The organism is Microbacterium sp. 22296, from assembly GCF_052045385.1.
Taxonomy (GTDB): Bacteria; Actinomycetota; Actinomycetes; order Actinomycetales; family Microbacteriaceae; genus Microbacterium.
Genome location: NZ_JBQEOS010000001.1, coordinates 664,348 through 682,351, shown reverse-complemented (window position 1 = coordinate 682,351; position 18,004 = coordinate 664,348). Strand labels below are relative to the sequence as shown.

The window sequence follows — 18,004 nt, the reverse complement described above, 5'->3', positions numbered from 1 at the left end:
TCCGCGATCCGCGGACGCCGCGACGTGCTGCGGGACCCGGCAGGGGCCGCCCGAACGCGGCTTCGACGTCAGCTCGCGACGCCCGCGTAGGTGAGCATCTCCCACGCTTCACCGTTGAGGCGGAACGTCGTCGCCGAGCAGTTCGGCAGGCGCTCGCCCTCTCGCGGGAACGCCCCGTCGGTGGCGAACATGATGACCTCGCGGATCAGCGCGCCGTGCGCGACAGCGATGACGTCGACGCCCTCGGGCGTCTCGGCGACGACCTCGGCGAGCGCGGCCAGCGCCCGCTCGCGCACCACAGGCCACGACTCGGCGTTGGGCACGTCGGCCACGTGCCACGGCCCGTACGTCTCGTAGAAGGTCGGGACGTCCATCCCCTCCGCGTCGCCGTAGGACCGCTCCTGCAGCCCGGGCATCCGTCGGCTCACCGTCGCGCCCAGGGCCGCGGCGATCACGTCGGCGGTCTCGGCCGCGCGCGAGAGGTCGCTCGAGACGATGACCACCTCACGCCCCGCGTACTCGGTCGCGAGACGCTCGGCGAGGTCGCGCGCCTGGCCGCGGCCGGTGTCATTCAGGGGGATGTCGGTCGAGCCCTGGATGCGGCCCCCGGAGTTCCAGTCGGTCTCACCGTGTCGCACGAGGGTCAGGATCGTCACGGTTCGAGCCTAACCGAGCGCCCCAGGTCACGCTCCGCGCGGGGCAGATCCCCGCGTACCGCCGAGCTCGGGGGTGCCCCGAGACCGGTCAGAGCAGTCCGGGCAGCCGCTCCGCGAACGCACGCAGGGCGTCGGTCGTTCCGCCGTCGATCTTCACCGTCGCACGCTGATCGGCGCGGGTCTCCCCGCGGTTCACGATCACCACCGGCAGGCGCTTGCGACGCGCCCGCTCGACGAGTCGGATGCCCGAGTTCACCACGAGCGAAGACCCCGCCACCACGAGAGCGTCGCTGGTGTGCACCAGCTGCTCGGCCTCGCGGAACTTCTCGACCGGGATGTACTCGCCGAAGAACACCACGTCGGGCTTCAGGGTGCCACCGCACACCGAGCACACCGGAACGACGAAGCCCTCGGCCGATGCCGGCGTCACGTCGCCGTCGGGACCCAGCTCGACGTTCGCGGGGAGGCTGATCCACGGGTTGTCGGCCTCGACGCGCTCGGCCAGGTCGCGGCGGTCGAACACCTGCCCGCACTGCAGGCAGCCCACGCGGCGCATGGTCCCGTGCAGCTCCACGACCCGCCCGCTGCCCGCGCGCACGTGCAGACCGTCGACGTTCTGCGTGACGACGCCGTTGGCCACTCCCGCGGTCTCGAGGTCGGCGAGGGCGCGATGCCCGTCGTTCGGCTCGGCCGCGGCGAACACCTTCCATCCGAGGTGGCTGCCCACCCAGTAGCGGCGGCGCGCATCGGCGCTGGCGAGGAACTGCTGCGCGGTCATCGGCGTGCGCGTCGGCGCGCCCTTGCCGCGGTAGTCCGGAATGCCCGAATCCGTCGACACGCCCGCGCCGGTCAGCACCGCGATGCGCCGCCCGGCGAGCACCTCGACAGCCCGATCGATGGATGCCGAGAACCCGGCATCCTTCGTCGTGTCGGTCATGCACACCTCCGTCGCACCGAGTCTACGGCGGGGCGCCGACGCCGGCTCGCACGGGGGCGCTGCGCACGTCCGAGCGTCCGGCGTCGCCGACACGGCTGGCACGATGGGACGATGCCCGTCATCCCCCTCGACTCCGCCGACGACCCTCGTCTCACCGACTACCGCGACCTCACCGACGTGTCGTTGCGCCGCGTCACGGAGCCGGCGGGCGGCCTCTACATCGCCGAGTCGTCGAAGGTGCTCGATCGCGCGCTCCGCGCCGGCCACCACCCCCGCTCGGTCCTCGTGCAGGAGAAGTTCCTCGCCGACGCCGTCTCCCTCGTGGGGGAGGATGCCGAGGTGTACGTCGTCCCCGCCGACGTCGCCGAGCAGGTCACCGGGTACGTCGTGCACCGGGGGCTCCTGGCATCCATGCACCGTCCGGCACTCGCCTCGGTCGCCGACGTCGTCGCGGGAGCACGTCTCGTCGTCGTCCTCGAAGACATCGTCGACCACACCAACATCGGGGCCGCGTTCCGCTCCGCGGCCGCCCTCGGAGCGGATGCCGTGCTCGTCACGCCGCGTTGCGCCGACCCGCTCTACCGGCGGAGCGTCCGCGTCAGCATGGGCACGGTGTTCCAGGTGCCGTGGACGCGACTGCCCGAATGGTCGGAGGCGAAGCCGCAGCTGCACGCGGCGGGCCTGCACCTCGCCGCCCTCGCCCTCGCCGACGACGCTGTCACCCTCGACGCCTTCTCGGCCGAGGGCCACGAGCGGGTCGCTCTCCTGCTCGGCGCCGAGGGCGACGGGCTGAGCCGTCACGCGCTCGCCGCGGCCGACTCGATCGTGACGATTCCCATGGCCGGGGGCGTGGACTCCCTCAACGTCGCAGCTGCGAGCGCGGTCGCGCTGTGGGAGCTCGGGCGCGGGCGGCGCTGATCGTCCGATTCACGGATCCCATGGCTGCGGCGCGTGTCCTGGCTCACGACCGACGAGTCGTCGCCCGGCGACACGGTCACACCGGCCTTTCGGGAGAGGCGGCGGCATCCCTTCCCGGGGCGAGCGTCGTCACCGGCAGCGGTTCGGGTCGTTTGGCTTGCACGTGGTCACCCGACGACTGGTGTCGCAGTCGTCGCAGCACCCACGGCATCAGATAGGAACGCGCCCACACCAGGTCTTTCTCCCGCGCAGCGCGCCACGTGGTGGCCGCGAGGGCTTCAGGCTGGTGCGGCTGGAGGTCGTTGGGAACGTTCAACGCGCGCAACACCATGCGCGCCACCTCGTGGTGGCCGAGCGGGTTGTAGTGCAGGCGGTCGTCGTCGAAGAAGCGCATGTCCTGCACCTCTTTCAGCCCCCACTGATCGGCGACGATGCAATCGTGGGCGTCGGCGATCGCGCGGACGTTCTCGTTGTAGATCGCGACCTTGCCCCGGATGCCGCGGAACACGGGCGTGAACTCCGTGTCGATGGCCGTGAACACCACGACGGTGGCATCGTCGCGGCGAAGGCGCACGACGGCATCCTCGAACTGCCGCGAGACCGCGTCAGGATCGCTGCCGGGACGGATGACGTCGTTCCCCCCGGCGGAGAAGGTGATCAAGTCGGGCTTGAGCGCTAGCGCGGGCTCGATCTGGTCGGCGACGATCTGCGCGATGAGCTTGCCGCGCACCGCGAGGTTCGCGTACGCGAAGTCGTCGACCTGCGCGGCGAGAACCTCGGCGACACGGTCGGCCCAGCCGCGATGACCGCCGTCGGGCAGGGGATCGCCGATGCCCTCGGTGAACGAGTCGCCCAGAGCGACGTAGCGCCGCCACGGGTGCGGACCGGGGTTGTCGGGCAAGGGCGAGGTGCGGGGCGAGTGCGGATCGAGTGTCATCGAAACCTCCACCTCCAGGCTAACCCCGCCCTCCGACATCACTCGAGGCGTAGGGCGACGGTCTGCGGGCCCCGTCGCGGAGGCGAACTCGCTCGCGGCGCCGCCCCCACGCCGAGAAACGCCGTCCGCGTCGAGAAACGTGCTGTGGTGTCGCTGCCCACGCCGAGAAACGCCGTCCGCGTCGAGAAACGTGCTGTGGTGTCGCTGCCCACGCCGAGAAACGCGGTCCGCGTCGAGAAACGTGCTGTCATGTCGTTTCTGCCCGCGGTTCGCGTTTCTCGCGTCGAAGCACCGCGACCGCCGCCATCGCCGCCACCCTTCGCCACCGTCGTCGTCGTCACCGCCGCCGTCGCGGCCGCCGGTCCGTGCGTGGTTGTGCGACGGTCGCCACCCACGCTGAGAAACGCCATCCACGTCGAGAAACGCACTGTGGTGTCGTTTCTGCCCGCGGTTCGCGTTTCTCGCGTCGAGTCACCGCCACCGCCACCGCCGCCGGTGCCGGTCGAGGTCGGTCGGGCCGCGGTCGCCACTCACGCTGAGAAACGTCATCCACGTCGAGAAACGCACCCTCACGTCGTTTCTGCCCGCGGTTCGCGTTTCTCGCTGATGAGAGGGCGGAACGACTCACAGGGCGGCGCCGCGCGTCGTGGGAACGCCTATCGTGGATGTTCGCGCTCGCGTGGGAAGGAGGTTCGATGCTGGAAGCAGAAGCCCGCACCCCGAACCTTCCCCACACCGACGGCCCCGCTTCGGCGAAGCCGCGCATCGCCAGCCCCGGTCCTGTCGCCAGCCCCGGTCCTGTCGCAAGTCCCGGTCCTGTCGCCAGCCCCGGTCCTGTCGCCAGCCCCGGTCCTGTCGCAAGTCCCGGTCCTGTCGCAAGTCCCGGCCCTGTCGCACATCCCGGCCACGTCGCGGAACCCGGCCCTGCCGCACGTCCCGACCCCGTCGCAAGCCGCGACTCGGTCCGCACCCGCATCGCGAGCCCCGGCCCACGCAGCGGCGAGGACCCCTCCGCCTCGATCGCGCCGGGATCCCGTGCCCGCGACTCGAGCCCGGTCAACGCGTTCAGCGACCCGGCCGACCCGGTCGACGCGTTCAACGACCCAGCCGACCCAGCCGACCCGGTCGACGCGTTCACCGACCCCGCGGCATCCCCACCGCTCGACCCGGCTCATGCCACCGCCCCCGTCGCCGACCACCCGGTCCCGGGTGAGGAACCCCTGCCCACCGACGGCGCCGAGCCCCACTTCGGCTCCTTCGCCGCGGAGCACCTCTCGCCTTCCTTCCCCCAGCGCGCGCCGTGGGGAACCGCCCAGCGCTTGCGGGCGTGGCAGGCTGAGGCGCTCGATCTCTACTTCGGCCTCGACGGACCCGACGGCGAGGGCAAAGGCCCCCGCGACTTCCTCGCCGCCGCGACGCCCGGCGCCGGTAAGACGACTTTCGCCCTCCGCCTCGCATCCGAGCTCATGCGGCGCCGGGTCGTCGACCGCATCGTCGTCGTCGCCCCCACCGAGCACCTCAAGACCCAGTGGGCCGAGGCGGCCGCGCGGGTCGGCATCCGTCTCGACCCCTTCTTCTCCAACCGCCACGCCACGCCCTCGCGGCAGTATCACGGTGTCGCGGTCACCTACGCGCAGGTGGCGGTCAAAGCCGAGGTCCATCAGCGTCTGACGATGGATGCCAGGACCCTCGTCATCCTCGACGAGGTGCACCACGGCGGCGACGCCCTCAGTTGGGGTGACGCCCTGCGCGAGGCCTACAACCGGGCGACCCGGCGCCTGCTGCTGTCGGGGACGCCGTTCCGCAGCGACACCGCCCCCATCCCGTTCGTGGAGTACCACCCGAACGCCAAGGGAATCCGTCTCTCGCGCACCGACTACGCCTACGGTTACCGTCGCGCGCTCGACGACGGCGTCGTGCGCCCCGTCTTCTTCCTCGTCTACGCCGGGCAGATGCGCTGGCGCACCAAGGCGGGCGAGGAGATGGAGGCCCAGCTCGGCCAGGACAACACCAAGGACATCACCTCGCAGGCCTGGCGTACCGCCCTCGACCCCAACGGCGACTGGATCCCGGCCGTGCTGCGCTCCGCCGACCGCCGCCTCACGGAGGTGCGCGAGACGGTTCCGGATGCCGGGGGCCTCGTCATCGCGACCGACCAGACCGCCGCGCGTGCGTATGCCGCCATCCTCGAGGACATCAGCGGCGAGAAGGTGACGATCGTCCTCTCCGACGAGGCCGAGGCCTCGGGTCGCATCGAGACGTTCTCGAAGGGCACGAGCCGATGGATGGTCGCCGTCCGCATGGTGTCGGAGGGCGTCGACGTCCCGCGCCTCGCAGTGGGCGTGTACGCGACCAGCGCCTCGACGCCCCTCTTCTTCGCGCAGGCCATCGGCCGCTTCGTCCGCGCCCGCCGCCGCGGAGAGACGGCGAGCGTGTTCCTGCCGAACGTTCCGCAGCTGCTCGCCCTCGCCGGCGAGATGGAGGCGCAGCGTGACCACGCTCTCGACCGCGACAGCGATGCGGAAGACCAGTGGAACGCCGAAGAAGACATGATGGATGCCGCCGAGCGCGAGGACAAGGCATCCGACGCGCTCGAGCAGGAGTTCGAGTACCAGGCGCTCGGCTCGCTCGCGCACTTCGACCGTGTGCTCTTCGACGGGCAGGAGTTCGGGCAACTCGCGGTGCCCGGGACCATCGAGGAGGAGGAGTTCCTCGGCATCCCGGGTCTTCTCGAACCCGATCAAGTGCACGAGGTGCTCATGTCGCGGGCGACCCGGCAATCGCGTCATCGCTCCACACGCGAGGCGACCGAGAAGGAGAGCGGCGTCGAGCCACCTTCCGTCGACGACGGCGGTCTGCCCGCCCCGCTGCACCGCACTCTGAAGGAGCAGCGACAGCTCCTCAACACCATGGTCGGCCTCTACGCCCGACAGAGCGGCGAGCCGCACGGTCTCGTGCACGCCGAGCTCCGGCGCATCTGCGGCGGGCCCGCCGTCTCGCACGCCACGGTCGCGCAATTGCAAGCGCGCATCGACGTGCTGCGACGACGCGTGCACTCCTGAGGCGCAGCGCCTCACCCGGCAGGCACGCGCCTCCGGAGGCGTAGCGCCTCACTCGGTAGGCACGCGCCTCCGGAGGCGTAGCGCCTTACTCGGTAGGCACGCGCCTCCGGAGGCGCAGCGCCTCACCCGGCAGGCACGCGCCTCCGGAGGCGTAGCGCCTCACCCGGGCGGGCACGCGGCGCGCAGCGGTGCACGCGGTCAGCCCGCGCCGGTGGCGTTTTCGCGGCCCCGAAATGCTGGCATCCCTCCGCGGGAATCCGCGTCTTCCCGGGCTTCGGAGACCCGAAATGCTGTCAGTATCGGTCGACGCGCCCGGGGGAGTGAAACCGCCTCATTACGGTGGGGGACGACCCGAAGGAGCCCCCGTGACGACCCTCGCCACCCCCACCGCCCGTGATCGCCGTCGCTGGGCGCGCTATCTCGTCGATGAGCGCGCCGAGGCCCGCGTCTACCGCGAGCTCGCATCCCGCCGCAGCGGCGAGGAGCGCGAGATCCTGCTCGCCCTCGCCGAGGCCGAGGGCCGCCACGAACAGCACTGGATCGGCCTCCTCGGCGAGCAGCCCCAGCGTCTGCCGCAGCCCGGTGTCGGCACCGTCCTGCTGGCGTGGATGGCGCGCCGCTTCGGCTCGATCTTCGTCCTCGCCCTCGCGCAGAACGCCGAGGCGCGCTCACCGTACGCCGATGAGCCGTACGCGACACCGGCGATGGCGGCCGACGAGCGGGTGCATCACGAGGTGGTCCGCGGACTCGCCGCACGCGGACGCCGCCGCCTCTCGGGAACCTTCCGCGCCGCCGTCTTCGGGGCCAACGACGGTCTCGTCTCCAACCTCGCGCTCGTGATGGGCGTCGGCGCGACCGGCGTCGCCCCCAGCTTCGTGCTCTTCAGCGGAATCGCGGGCCTGCTCGCCGGAGCCCTGTCGATGGGCGCGGGGGAGTTCGTGTCGGTCCGCTCGCAACGCGAGCTGCTCGAGGCGACCGAAGAGAGCGACTTCGCCGATTCGGCTCTTCCTCATCTCGACCTGGACGCGAACGAGCTCGCCCTCGTCTACCGCACGCGCGGGATGGATCCGGATGCCGCGCTCGCCAAGGCCCGCGAGACCGTCACCGCCGCGCAGGCGGGCACCGCGCCGGTCGCGGCGGCCCCGGGGGAGTCCTCGCACGACGTCGTCGGCAGCGCATGGGGAGCGTCGATCTCGAGCTTCCTGTTCTTCGCCTCGGGGGCGATCATCCCGGTGCTGCCGTGGATCTTCGGCATGACCGGCTTCGGTGCGGTGGTGCTGGCGCTCGTGCTGGTGGGTATCGCCCTCATGGCCACCGGCGCGATGGTGGGTCTGCTCTCGGGCGCGTCCCCGCTCAAGCGCGGTCTGCGTCAGCTCGCGATCGGCTTCGGCGCCGCGGCGGTGACCTACGCGCTCGGGCTGTTGTTCGGTGTGTCGGCCGCCTGACACGGCTGGCCCGCGAAGCGCTTCGGGATGCGTGTCGGCGGGGGCGGGTGATGGTGAGCGACCCTGACGTCCCCATCGAGAAACGCGATCCCCAGGGAGAAGCGCGACGACAGGGCGTTTCTTCTCGCGAGACGCGTTTTTCGCACCGGTTGCGCGTCACGAGGATCGAGCGGCAGCCCCCGAGCCACCCCGTCCCTCAGTCGCGATTCGCCGCCGCTGCCACTCTCGCCGCCTCGCGCACCGCGCTGACGTTCTTGCGGCCCGCGCGGGAGCCGGCGAGCTTGGCCGTGATGTGCTCTCGCACGGTCACCGGGTCGTACAGGGCCGGCGACTCGTCCGAGGTGAAGTGCCGCAGCGGCGCGATCACCGCGTCGGCGTCGCCGTCGTGGAAGAACGCCGCCGACCGTCGCCGCTCGATCGTGCCGTCGATGACCGGGGGCTTCACCCGGTGCAGCGTCGACAGCCACTTGTCGTTCGTCAGCCGCGCGGCGACGTCGCCGAGGTTGACCAGCAGCGCTCCCTCCGCCGGGGAGACGTCGTTCCACGAGCCGTCCTGTCCGAGTACCTGCAGCCCGGCGACGCGATCGGCCCACAGGACGGTCACCAGCCCGAAGTCGGTGTGTTCGCCCATGCCCGTCAGCTCGGCATCCAGCTCGATGGATCCCGGCGGCAACGCGTAATTGTTCATCCGCAGCACATCGATCGATTGCCCCGTGATGGAGCCGAAGAAGTCGTCGGGCACCCGTAGCGCGGCCGCGAACACGCGCGTCAGGGTCTGCGCCACCCGCCGCGCCTCGTCGTAGTAGGCGCTCACCGCCGGCTCGAAGTCCGCCGCGTCGTCGGGCCACGTGTTCTCGGCGTAGTCGGATGCTGTCGCGGTCGTCCCGTGGTACTCCCGCCACGAGGTCCCCACGTTGAACGCCTCGAAGAAATCGTTCATCCGCGTGACCGGATCCACGCCCAGGCTGTAACTCAACGACTCGCTTTTCGGGGGCGAGTACCCACGGTTCTCGGAGGCCGGGCGAACGTACCGCTTCTTCGTCTCGAGGGGCAGGGCGAAGAACCGATCGAGAGCGCTCGCCAGATCGCCGATCACGGCGGGATGGATGCCATGACCCACGACCTGCATGAACCCGACGGTGCGGCACGCGTGGTCGACGGCGGCGACCACGGCCGCGCGCGCATCGGGCGATCCCGGTCCCACCCAGGCGGAGATGTCGATCGTGGGCACGCGGAAAGAAGCCATGTCTCGACGCTAAGCGCGCCGTGTCACGTCGGTGTTTCCGCGGCGTCACGGAAGCGCGGGTGCGAGCGCCGCTGGGCAGCGCGCCGAGTATTAGGCGGCGTGGGCCCAACCTCGAACGGGTCCGAAATCCTCCCACTCCCGCAGACAACGAAGAAGGCCCCGGACGAATCCGGGGCCTTCTTCATTCTGTGCGCGAGGGGGGACTTGAACCCCCACGCCCGTTAAAGGGCACTAGCACCTCAAGCTAGCGCGTCTACCTATTCCGCCACCCGCGCATTGGGTGTATGTCGCTTGCGCAACGAGGAACGACATTACCATGCCCGAGACCGCGACTCGAACCGATGGGCCGCCCCGGGCGCGTCCCGCCGCCTCCACCCGGCGGTCGACGGCGCCGCGCACCGGACCGGGGGCATCGCCCGTCCTCCCCAGGGCAGCGAGCGACAGGAGAGGTCGCCGCACCCCGGTACGGTAGTGCGCATGTCCGAGCGCGAAACCGTCGTCCCCGAAGTGGCACGCGTCGCGTCCGACCTCATCCGGTTCGACACCTCGAACTACGGCGGCGGCCGCGCCAACGGCGAGCGCGAGGCCGCCGAGTACGTCGGCGCCTACCTTGAAGCACTCGGGCTCGACACCGACTACTACGAGCCCGTCGAGCGCCGCACCAACGTGTGCGCCCGCGTTCCGGGCCGCAACCCCGACAAGCCCGCGCTGATCCTGCACGGGCACCTCGACGTCGTTCCCGCGGTCGCCGAGGATTGGAGCGTCGACCCGTTCGCCGGTGAGATCCGCGACGGCATCCTGTGGGGGCGTGGCGCCGTCGACATGAAGGACATGGATGCCATGATCCTCACCTCCGTCGCCGATCTGCTGCGCGCGGGCGAACAACCCGAACGCGACGTGATCGTCACCTTCTTCGCCGACGAGGAGAACGGCGGCGTCGAGGGATCGGCGCGTGTCATCACGGACCGTCCCGAATGGTTCGCGGGTGCGACGGAGGCGATCAGCGAGGTCGGCGGGTACTCCATCGCGGTCGGTGTCCGCCGGGCCTACCTGCTGCAGGTAGGCGAGAAGGCCCTGATCTGGATCAAGCTCATCGCCCGCGGTCGCGCCGGCCACGGCAGCGGTCTGCATCCCGACAACGCCGTCACCCGCCTCGCCGAGGCGGTGACGCGGCTTGGACAGACCGAGTGGCCCATCCGCCTCACCGACACCACGGCGGCCCTGCTGGCGGGCCTCGCCGCGATCACGGGTGACGACGCGGGTGACCCCGACTCCCTCGCTCTGCGCACCGGTGCGGCAGCCAGCTTCATCCGGTCCACGCTGCGGACGACGACGAATCCGACGGGTCTCACCGCGGGATACAAGCACAATGTCATCCCCGACCGAGCCGAGGCGCTGATCGACGTTCGCGTGCTGCCGGGCACGGAGGCCGTGGCCCTCGCCGACATCCGCCGCATCGTCGGCGACGACATCGAGATCGAGATCGTCCACCAGGACATCGGTCTCGAGGTGCCTTTCGCCGGCGACCTCGTCGACGCGATGATCGCGCAGCTCGACCGCCACGACCCGGGCGTGCCCGTCGTGCCCTACCTCATGGGCGGCGGCACCGACAACAAGGCCCTCTCCGCCCTCGGAATCTCCGGTTACGGATTCGCACCGTTGCGACTTCCCGCCGATCTCGACTTCACCGGAATGTTCCACGGTGTCGACGAGCGCGTCCCCGTCGACGCGCTCGAGTTCGGTCGTCGTGTTCTCGCCGACCTCCTCCGGACGTACTGAAGGACCGCATGCATATCTTCGAGGTCATCATCCTCGGGCTCGTTCAGGGCCTCACCGAATTCCTCCCCATCTCCTCCAGTGCGCACCTGCGCATCGTGGGCGAGTTCCTCCCGTCGCAGACCGACCCCGGCGCGACCTTCACCGCGATCACGCAGATCGGTACCGAGCTCGCCGTCCTGATCTACTTCCGCCACAAGATCGGCCGCGTCATCTCGCGGTGGTTCGGTTCGCTGCGCGGAAAGGTGCCCCGCAACGATCCCGACGCTCGCATGGGCTGGCTCGTCATCATCGGCACGATCCCCATCGCGCTCCTCGGCGTGGTGCTGCAGAGCCTCATCCGCGACAACTTCCGCAGCCTGTGGATCACCGCGGTCGTGCTCATCGTCTTCGGCATCCTGCTCGGCCTCGCCGACCACTACGGCAAGCGCCGTCGCGACCTCGACGACCTCACCTACCCGCACGGCATCGCGTACGGTTTCGCGCAGGCGCTGGCTCTCGTGCCGGGTGTCTCGCGCTCCGGTGCGACCACGACGCTCGGGCGCGCGCTCGGGTACAAGCGCACCGCCGTCGCCGAGTACTCGTTCCTGCTCGCCGTGCCCGCCGTCTTCGCCAGTGGGCTGTACGAGCTGTACAAGAGCTTCGACGAGGGCACCGGGCCCTACAACCTGGGCGAGACGGCCATCGCGACCGTCATCGCCTTCGTCGTGGGCTACCTCGTGATCGCGTTCCTCATGCAGTACCTCAAGCGCGGAAGCTTCCTGCCGTTCGTGATCTACCGCGTGATCCTCGGCATCGTGATCATCGTGCTCCTCGTCCTGGGGGTGGTGCCGGCGGAGTCGGCGATCATCGCGAGCTGAGTTCCGGATGCCACGAAGGCGCCGCCCCCACCGGGGCGGCGCCTTCGTCATGCGGGGCGGGGAGCCGGTGGCGTCGACATGCTCGGCCACCCCGGTCGGGGTTCCGTGCCGTCGTGAGGTCCGCGAACCGGCGTGAGGTCCGCGGAACCGGCGTGAGGTCCGCGGAACGTGCGTGAGGTTTGCGAACGGGCGGGGCTCCTGCAGCTGGCGCGGGGTCCCCGAGCTCGCCGAAGGGAACGTGACCCGCGATCGCCGACCGTCAGCGTCGAGGCGGGTCGTCGCGGCCGGGCTTGGTGGGCCCGTCGCCCCCACCGCCGCGACGGAGGTAGCGCTCGAACTCTTGCGCGATGGCGTCGCCGGACGCCTCGGGGGAGTCCCACGTGTCGCGCGTCTGCTCGAGCTGACGGATGTAATCGCTCATCTCGTCGTCGTCGGCGGCTGCCGCGTCGATCGACGCCTCCCACTGCCGCGACTCGGCTTCCAGGTCGCCGCGCGGCACGGTGATGCCGGTGATCGACTCGAGGCGCTCGAGCAGCGCGAGAGTGGCCTTGGGCGACGGGGTGTGGCCCGCGACGTAATGCGGCACGCTGGCCCACAGGCTCGCCGTCGGGATGCCGACCTGCTCCGACGCGTGGCCGATCGCGCTCAGGATGCCCACGGGTCCCTCGTAGAGACTCCGTTCGAGCCCGAGCGACTGTCGGACGCCGTCGTTGTCGCTGCCGGCGAAGACCGAGATGGGCCGGGTGTGCGGCACGTCCGACATCATCGACCCCAGGGCGACGAAGCCCGTGACGTCCTCGCGCAGCGCCACGTCGATGAACTCGGCGGCGAAGGCCTGCCAGGCGCGGGCGGGTTCGACGCCGACGAGCAGCCAGATCTCGGCATCGTCGGAGCGTCGCGTGGGGCGCAGCAGCTTCGCCTCCGGCCAGGTGAGGGTGCGTCGCCCCTCGGCATCCAGCCCGATCTGGGGACGCGTGTACTGGTAATCGAAGTACAACTCGGGGTCCACGGAGTGCACGACGTCGTACTCGACGTCGGCCCGCAGCATCGACGCTGCCGCCGACGCGGCTTCTCCGGCGTCGTTCCACCCGTCGAACGCGGCGACGATGATCCGGCGACCCAGTGCGTCCACGCAACCTCCTCTGCCCCGTCGGGGCTGAATTCCAGGATAGGCGCACGCGCGCGACACCGGTCGGACGACGTCGCCCTGCACGACGGCGGGCCGTTGCGGTGACACGTCGAGGGCGCCGGCGCGTGAACGGCGCGCCGACGCCGGCATGCGCTGTCGTGCACGAGCGGGCCCCCGCGGACGGCGGCGGCGCCCGCCCTGGATACGATGGAACGATGACTTCTTCGGCCCTCGCGGCGGTCCTGTGGGACATGGACGGCACGCTCGTCGACACCGAGCCGTACTGGATGGCCGCCGAGACCCCGCTCGTCGAACGCTTCGGCGGCACGTGGTCGCACGGGCAGGCCCTGGCGATGGTCGGTCTCGCCCTCGAGGACTCCGCTCGCCTGCTCCAGAACGCCGGCGTCCCGTGGGGGACCGACGAGATCATCGCCCACCTCACCGACGAGGTGCTGCGTCAGCTCGCCGCTACCGGTGTGCCGTTCCGCCCCGGTGCCCGCGAACTGCTCGCCGATCTCAAGGCCGCCGGCGTCAAGACGGCGCTCGTCACGATGTCGATGCGGCGTATGGCGCTGTCGGTCGTCGACCTCATCGACTTCCCGGCGTTCGACGTCGTCGTCGCCGGAGACGATGTCGAGCGCCCCAAGCCCCACCCCGATCCGTACCTGCAGGCCGCCGCCCTGCTGGGCGTCGACATCCGCGACACCGTCGCCATCGAAGACAGCCCCAACGGCCTGCGCTCGGCCCTCGCCAGCGGCGCGGTGTCGCTCGGCGTTCCGCTGATGGTGCCCCTCGATGACGTCGGCGCCCACACGCTGTGGCCCGATCTCGCGGGGCGAACCGCCACCGACCTGCGGGCGCTGCACGCCGCGTGCGCCCCGACCCGCCCCGATGAGACGCGAGTGACCCGATGAGCGAGACCCCCCACCTGAGCGGCCCCTTCCGGGTCGGCGACCGGGTACAGCTGACCGGCCCCAAGGGGCGCATGCACACCATCACCCTGCGCGATCAGGGCGAGCTGCACACCCACAACGGCGTGCTCAAGCACGAACTGCTGGTCGATAAGCCCGACGGCAGCGTCGTGACCAACAGCTCCGGTCACGACTACCTGGCGGTCCGGCCGCTTCTGCGCGACTTCGTCATGTCGATGCCCCGCGGCGCCGCCATCGTCTACCCGAAGGACGCCGCGCAGATCCTGGCGCAGGCCGACATCTTCCCGGGCGCCACGGTCGTGGAGGCCGGAGTGGGTTCCGGCGCGCTGTCGCTGTGGCTGCTGCGGGCGATCGGTCCCGCGGGACGCCTGCTGTCGTTCGAACGCCGCGAGGAGTTCGCCGAGGTCGCGCGCGCCAATGTCGAGACCTTCCACGGCGCGCTGCCGGCGTCCTGGCAGGTGATCGTGGGCGATCTCGTCGAGAGTCTTCCGGACGCCGTGGCTCCGGCATCCGTCGACCGCATCGTGCTCGACATGCTCGCCCCCTGGGAGTGCATCGACGCCGCGGCCGACGCGCTCACCCCCGGCGGCGTCGTGCTCTGCTACATCGCGACCGCGACCCAGCTCAGCCGCGTGGCCGAGTACATCCGCGGCACGGGTCTGTTCACCGAACCGGATGCCAGCGAGACGATGGTCCGCGGGTGGCACGTCGAGGGCCTCGCGGTGCGCCCCGATCACCGCATGGTCGCGCACACGGGCTTCCTCGTCACCGCCCGGCGCCTCGCGCCCGGAGCGGTCCCGCCCGAGGTCAAGCGCCGCGCGTCGAAGTCGAGCTACGGAGACGACGACGTGGAGCTGTGGACCCCCGGCGCCGTGGGCGATCGCGAGATCACCGACAAGAACCTGCGCAAGCGCGTGCGCGAGGCGCAGAAGTCCGCGGACGGCGTGAGGCAGTCGGTCGCGGGTACCGCGTCGGAGGAGCCCCGCCCGACCGCCTAAACTGTTCCGGTGCGCAGACTTCCCGCTCTCGTGGCCGTGACCGCCCTGGCCGGACTCGGCCTCGTCGGGTGCTCGGCATCCGCCGCCTCGTCGTGCCCGACGCCCTCCGACAGTGCGATCGCGTCGGTCGTCGACGCCCCGGGAGCGGTCGGATCGGTGCCCACCGTCTCGGTGCGGTCACCCTTCGTGCCGACGCAGGCGGGCACCGCCACGCTCATCGAGGGCGGCGGCCCCCGCATCACCACCGACTCGCAGCTCGCTCTCGTCGACGTCACGGTGCTCGACGCCGCGTCCGGTGAGCAGCTGGTCGCGACTCCCTACAACGCCGACGTCGCAACGGCCACGCCGCTGCCTCGTCTCACCCAGGCCGTTCCCTCCCTCGGGCCGCTGATGCGTTGCGTGGCCGAGGGATCGCGCGTCGCGATCGCGATCCCGGGTGCCGACCTCGGTGCCCAGGGCGCGCAGGCGCTCGGGGTTGCCGAGGGCGACGGCGCGGTGTTCGTGTTCGACGTCCGCAAGGTGTTCCTGCCCGCCGCCGACGGTGCCGACCAGTACAACGCCGACTCGGGCATGCCCTCGGTCGTGCGGGCGCCCGACGGACAGCCCGGTGTGGTCATCCCCGCGGGCGACGCCCCGACCGAGGCGCGGTCGCAGACCATCAAGAAGGGCGACGGTGAGACGCTGACCGCCGACTCCTCCGTGGTCATCCATGTGCAGGGTGTCGCCTGGGGCGCCGACACGACCTTCGCCTCGACGTGGAAGAACGGTGCGCCCGGCCAGGCGACGGTGTCGGTGCTTCCGCCCGCGATGGCCGCGGCCCTCGAGGGGCAGACGGTCGGTTCGCAGGTGCTCATCGTCGTTCCCGCCGATCAGACCGAGCAGGACCAGCAGATCCTGCAGGCTCCCGCCGACCGCGCCCTGGTCTACGTGGTCGACATCCTCGGCGTCGCCGGCTGAGGACGACGCCCGTTCGACGGCGACCGACGCCCGGGCTCCCGCTGCGTCGACCCGCGCGTCGGCAGCGCGGTCCGTCACGCCGCCTAGGATGGGCGAGTGTCCGCCGCCTCGTTCCGTAGTGCTCCCGAGGAGCGCTTGGTGAACCTCGTCGTCGCCCTGATGGCGACCGAGCAGGGCCTGACCAAGGACACGATCCTCTCCTCCGTCGCCGGCTACCGCGAACAGCTCGAGGCGGGCGCATCGAAGGACGCGCTCGAGAAGATGTTCGAGCGCGACAAGGAGAGCCTGCGGGGGCTGGGCGTCCCGATCGAGACGATCGGCAATCGCACCGATCCCGACGATCTCCGCGAGGCGCGCTACCGCGTGCCGACGGCGGAGTACTCGCTCCCCGACGACATCTCCTTCAGCCCGGCGGAGGTGGCTCTGCTCAACATCGCGGGCAGCGTGTGGGGCAGCGAATCGCTCTCGGCCGACGCGCGCAGCGGTCTGCGCAAGATCCGGGCCCTCGGCATCCCCGTCGACGAGCCGATCATCGGGTACGCGCCGCGCATCCGCGTGCGGGATGGGTCGTTCCCCGCGCTCCAGCGCGCCATCGAGCAGAGCCGTGTCGTCACGTTCACCTACCTGCGTCCCGGCGAGGCGCGTCCGCGGGAGCGTCGCATCCGTCCCCTGGCACTGTTGGAGTACGAGGCACGGTGGCACGTGTTCGGGTTCGACCTCAACATGGATGCCGATCGCACCTTCCTGCTGTCGCGGATCGTCGGCGACGTCGTCGTGACGCGCGCCGGCTTCCCGGCTGAGCTCCGCGAGGGGGCGGGGGAGCGGGCACTCGAGGGTCTGCGCCGTGTCGCCGACCGTCAGCGCGCGCTGCTCGAGGTGCACCCCGGAACCGAGGCCGCGCTGCGCCTCGCCCGGCGCGCCGAGGACGCACCGCAGGGCATCGTCGTGCCGTACGTCGACCTGCACGTCTTCGCCGACGAGCTCGCTTCGTACGGACCCGAGGTGCGCGTGGTCGCACCCGATGACCTGCGCGCCGAGGTGGTGCGCCGACTCGAGGCGACCCTGCGCCTGCACGGGGGTGCCGCGTGAGTGCCGAACGTCCCGTCGCCGCCCTCGACCGCGCTGCGCTCCTCCTGCAGCTCGTGCCCTACCTGCTCGGCAAGGGCGAGGTCTCCGTCGCCGAGGCTGCGGCGGATTTCGACGTGACGCCCGGCGAGATGCGCACGATGGTCGAGCGTCTGACCGTGATCGGCCTGCCCGGCGAGAGCGGTTACTGGCAGCTGCCGCACGACCTGTTCGACATCGACTGGGACCTGCTCGACCGCGAAGAGGTGATCGCGATCACGAACTCGGTGGGCCTCGAACGCTCCCCGCGGCTCACCGCCCGCGAGGCGGCAGCGCTGCTGGCGGGGCTGCAGCTGGCGCGGAGCCTTCCCGGTCTCGGCGACAACGAGCTCGTGACGGGTCTGCTCGGCAAGCTCGCCCGCGGTGCCGCCTCCGCCCCTCCCGCCGTCATCGTGGCTCCCGGTCCCGTCGACGGTGTGCGCGACGTCGTCGATCGCGCGCTCCGCGAACGCGTGGCCGTGACCTTCACCTATCGCGCCCCCGGGGCAGGGCCCACCACCCGCACGGTCGACCCGATCAAGGTGCACATCGCCAACGACCAGTGGTACCTGCAGGGCTGGTGCCACCTGCGACAGGCCGTGCGCACGTTCCACCTCGACCGCGTGAGCGATGCCGCCCTCACCGGCATCCCGGCCGTGCACGGCGGCGACGACGTGCCCGACCTGTTCGCGCCGTCGGACGACGAGGTCGTGGCGCGACTGCGTTTTCCGCGGGCTGTCGCACCCCTGCTGGCCGACTATCTCGAGCGTGCGGAGATCGAGGAGTCCGACGACGACACGTCGGTGGCCTCCCTGCGTCTCGCCGACGAGCAGAGTCTGAAGCGCCTGGCCGCCCGCCGCGGCGGCGAGGTCGAGCTGCTCGAGCCGGCGGGGGCGCGCCGCGCCGCGGCGGAGTGGGCGGCGGCGGGCCTCGCGCAGTACGCCGCCGCGCAGCCCTGACCGGTCGAGGCTCGACAAGCCGTGTGCCTCCCGGCGACGAGACGCTCGCCCGGCGGAGGGATCATGCACGCGGTGCCGACGCGCACGT

At 71.2% G+C, this 18,004-nt stretch carries 15 protein-coding genes and 1 tRNA gene; 10 read left to right on the top strand and 6 right to left on the bottom strand.

All coding sequences use genetic code 11. The features are described 5' to 3' along the window. Nucleotides 1–68 precede the first annotated feature (68 nt). Together ACTJJP_RS03285 and ACTJJP_RS03280 are read right to left on the bottom strand one after the other, a co-directional pair. A complete protein-coding gene (locus ACTJJP_RS03285) occupies nucleotides 69–656 on the bottom strand; it encodes a histidine phosphatase family protein (RefSeq protein WP_440773597.1) in 588 nt (195 codons plus the stop codon). An 88-nt stretch (nucleotides 657–744) separates the two neighbouring features. Next, nucleotides 745–1,593 (bottom strand): Sir2 family NAD-dependent protein deacetylase, encoded by an 849-nt coding sequence (locus ACTJJP_RS03280; protein ID WP_440773596.1) that lies wholly within the window; start codon nucleotides 1,591–1,593, stop codon nucleotides 745–747. Between the two features lie 111 nt (nucleotides 1,594–1,704). On the opposite strand from ACTJJP_RS03280, the gene ACTJJP_RS03275 reads away from it, so the two are divergent. Next, nucleotides 1,705–2,511, top strand: a complete 807-nt coding sequence (locus tag ACTJJP_RS03275) for a TrmH family RNA methyltransferase (RefSeq protein ID WP_440773595.1) — start codon at nucleotides 1,705–1,707, stop codon at nucleotides 2,509–2,511. A gap of 76 nt (nucleotides 2,512–2,587) precedes the next feature. Here ACTJJP_RS03275 and ACTJJP_RS03270 read toward each other — a convergent pair whose 3' ends face one another. Further along, the gene (locus tag ACTJJP_RS03270; protein ID WP_440773594.1) at nucleotides 2,588–3,448 is read right to left on the bottom strand and encodes an SGNH/GDSL hydrolase family protein; all 861 of its coding nucleotides are present in this window, start codon (nucleotides 3,446–3,448) and stop codon (nucleotides 2,588–2,590) included. 1,220 nt (nucleotides 3,449–4,668) lie between these two features. Between ACTJJP_RS03270 and ACTJJP_RS03265 the strand changes: the two genes are divergently transcribed. Beyond that, nucleotides 4,669–6,510: a DEAD/DEAH box helicase gene (locus ACTJJP_RS03265; RefSeq protein ID WP_440773675.1), complete on the top strand. Its 1,842-nt coding sequence runs from the start codon at nucleotides 4,669–4,671 to the stop codon at nucleotides 6,508–6,510. A 365-nt stretch (nucleotides 6,511–6,875) separates the two neighbouring features. Continuing rightward, nucleotides 6,876–7,955, top strand: a complete 1,080-nt coding sequence (locus ACTJJP_RS03260) for a VIT1/CCC1 transporter family protein (protein WP_440773593.1) — start codon at nucleotides 6,876–6,878, stop codon at nucleotides 7,953–7,955. Nucleotides 7,956–8,151: 196 nt separating this feature from the next. Here ACTJJP_RS03260 and ACTJJP_RS03255 read toward each other — a convergent pair whose 3' ends face one another. Further along, a complete protein-coding gene (locus ACTJJP_RS03255) occupies nucleotides 8,152–9,201 on the bottom strand; it encodes an isopenicillin N synthase family dioxygenase (RefSeq protein ID WP_440773592.1) in 1,050 nt (349 codons plus the stop codon). A 189-nt stretch (nucleotides 9,202–9,390) separates the two neighbouring features. Then, a tRNA-Leu gene (locus ACTJJP_RS03250) sits at nucleotides 9,391–9,476 on the bottom strand. A gap of 202 nt (nucleotides 9,477–9,678) precedes the next feature. Here ACTJJP_RS03250 and ACTJJP_RS03245 point away from each other — a divergent pair. Both ACTJJP_RS03245 and ACTJJP_RS03240 read left to right on the top strand, forming a co-directional pair. Beyond that, nucleotides 9,679–10,980 carry a M20/M25/M40 family metallo-hydrolase gene (locus ACTJJP_RS03245; protein WP_440773591.1) on the top strand — a complete coding sequence of 434 codons (1,302 nt, stop codon included), beginning with the start codon at nucleotides 9,679–9,681 and terminating at the stop codon, nucleotides 10,978–10,980. 8 nt (nucleotides 10,981–10,988) lie between these two features. Beyond that, nucleotides 10,989–11,837 carry an undecaprenyl-diphosphate phosphatase gene (locus ACTJJP_RS03240; protein ID WP_440773590.1) on the top strand — a complete coding sequence of 283 codons (849 nt, stop codon included), beginning with the start codon at nucleotides 10,989–10,991 and terminating at the stop codon, nucleotides 11,835–11,837. A gap of 259 nt (nucleotides 11,838–12,096) precedes the next feature. On the opposite strand, the gene ACTJJP_RS03235 is transcribed toward ACTJJP_RS03240, so the two are convergent. Further along, nucleotides 12,097–12,969 (bottom strand): PAC2 family protein, encoded by an 873-nt coding sequence (locus ACTJJP_RS03235; RefSeq protein ID WP_440773589.1) that lies wholly within the window; start codon nucleotides 12,967–12,969, stop codon nucleotides 12,097–12,099. A gap of 212 nt (nucleotides 12,970–13,181) precedes the next feature. Here ACTJJP_RS03235 and ACTJJP_RS03230 point away from each other — a divergent pair, with 212 nt between their 5' ends. From ACTJJP_RS03230 to ACTJJP_RS03210, 5 genes are all read left to right on the top strand, one after another. Continuing rightward, nucleotides 13,182–13,880 (top strand): HAD family hydrolase, encoded by a 699-nt coding sequence (locus tag ACTJJP_RS03230; RefSeq protein ID WP_440773588.1) that lies wholly within the window; start codon nucleotides 13,182–13,184, stop codon nucleotides 13,878–13,880. Continuing rightward, nucleotides 13,877–14,896, top strand: a complete 1,020-nt coding sequence (locus ACTJJP_RS03225; RefSeq protein ID WP_440773587.1) for a tRNA (adenine-N1)-methyltransferase — start codon at nucleotides 13,877–13,879, stop codon at nucleotides 14,894–14,896. The genes ACTJJP_RS03230 and ACTJJP_RS03225 overlap by 4 nt, the downstream gene beginning before the upstream one ends. A gap of 9 nt (nucleotides 14,897–14,905) precedes the next feature. Beyond that, nucleotides 14,906–15,853, top strand: coding sequence for an FKBP-type peptidyl-prolyl cis-trans isomerase (locus ACTJJP_RS03220; RefSeq protein ID WP_440773586.1), 948 nt, complete (start codon nucleotides 14,906–14,908; stop codon nucleotides 15,851–15,853). A gap of 96 nt (nucleotides 15,854–15,949) precedes the next feature. Then, entirely contained in the window at nucleotides 15,950–16,942 is a 993-nt protein-coding gene (locus ACTJJP_RS03215) for a helix-turn-helix transcriptional regulator (protein WP_440773585.1), read from the top strand. Beyond that, complete coding sequence (locus ACTJJP_RS03210) at nucleotides 16,939–17,916, top strand: helix-turn-helix transcriptional regulator (RefSeq protein ID WP_440773584.1); 978 nt, start codon at nucleotides 16,939–16,941, stop codon at nucleotides 17,914–17,916. Before ACTJJP_RS03215 ends, ACTJJP_RS03210 begins: the two co-directional genes overlap by 4 nt. Nucleotides 17,917–18,004 lie beyond the last annotated feature (88 nt).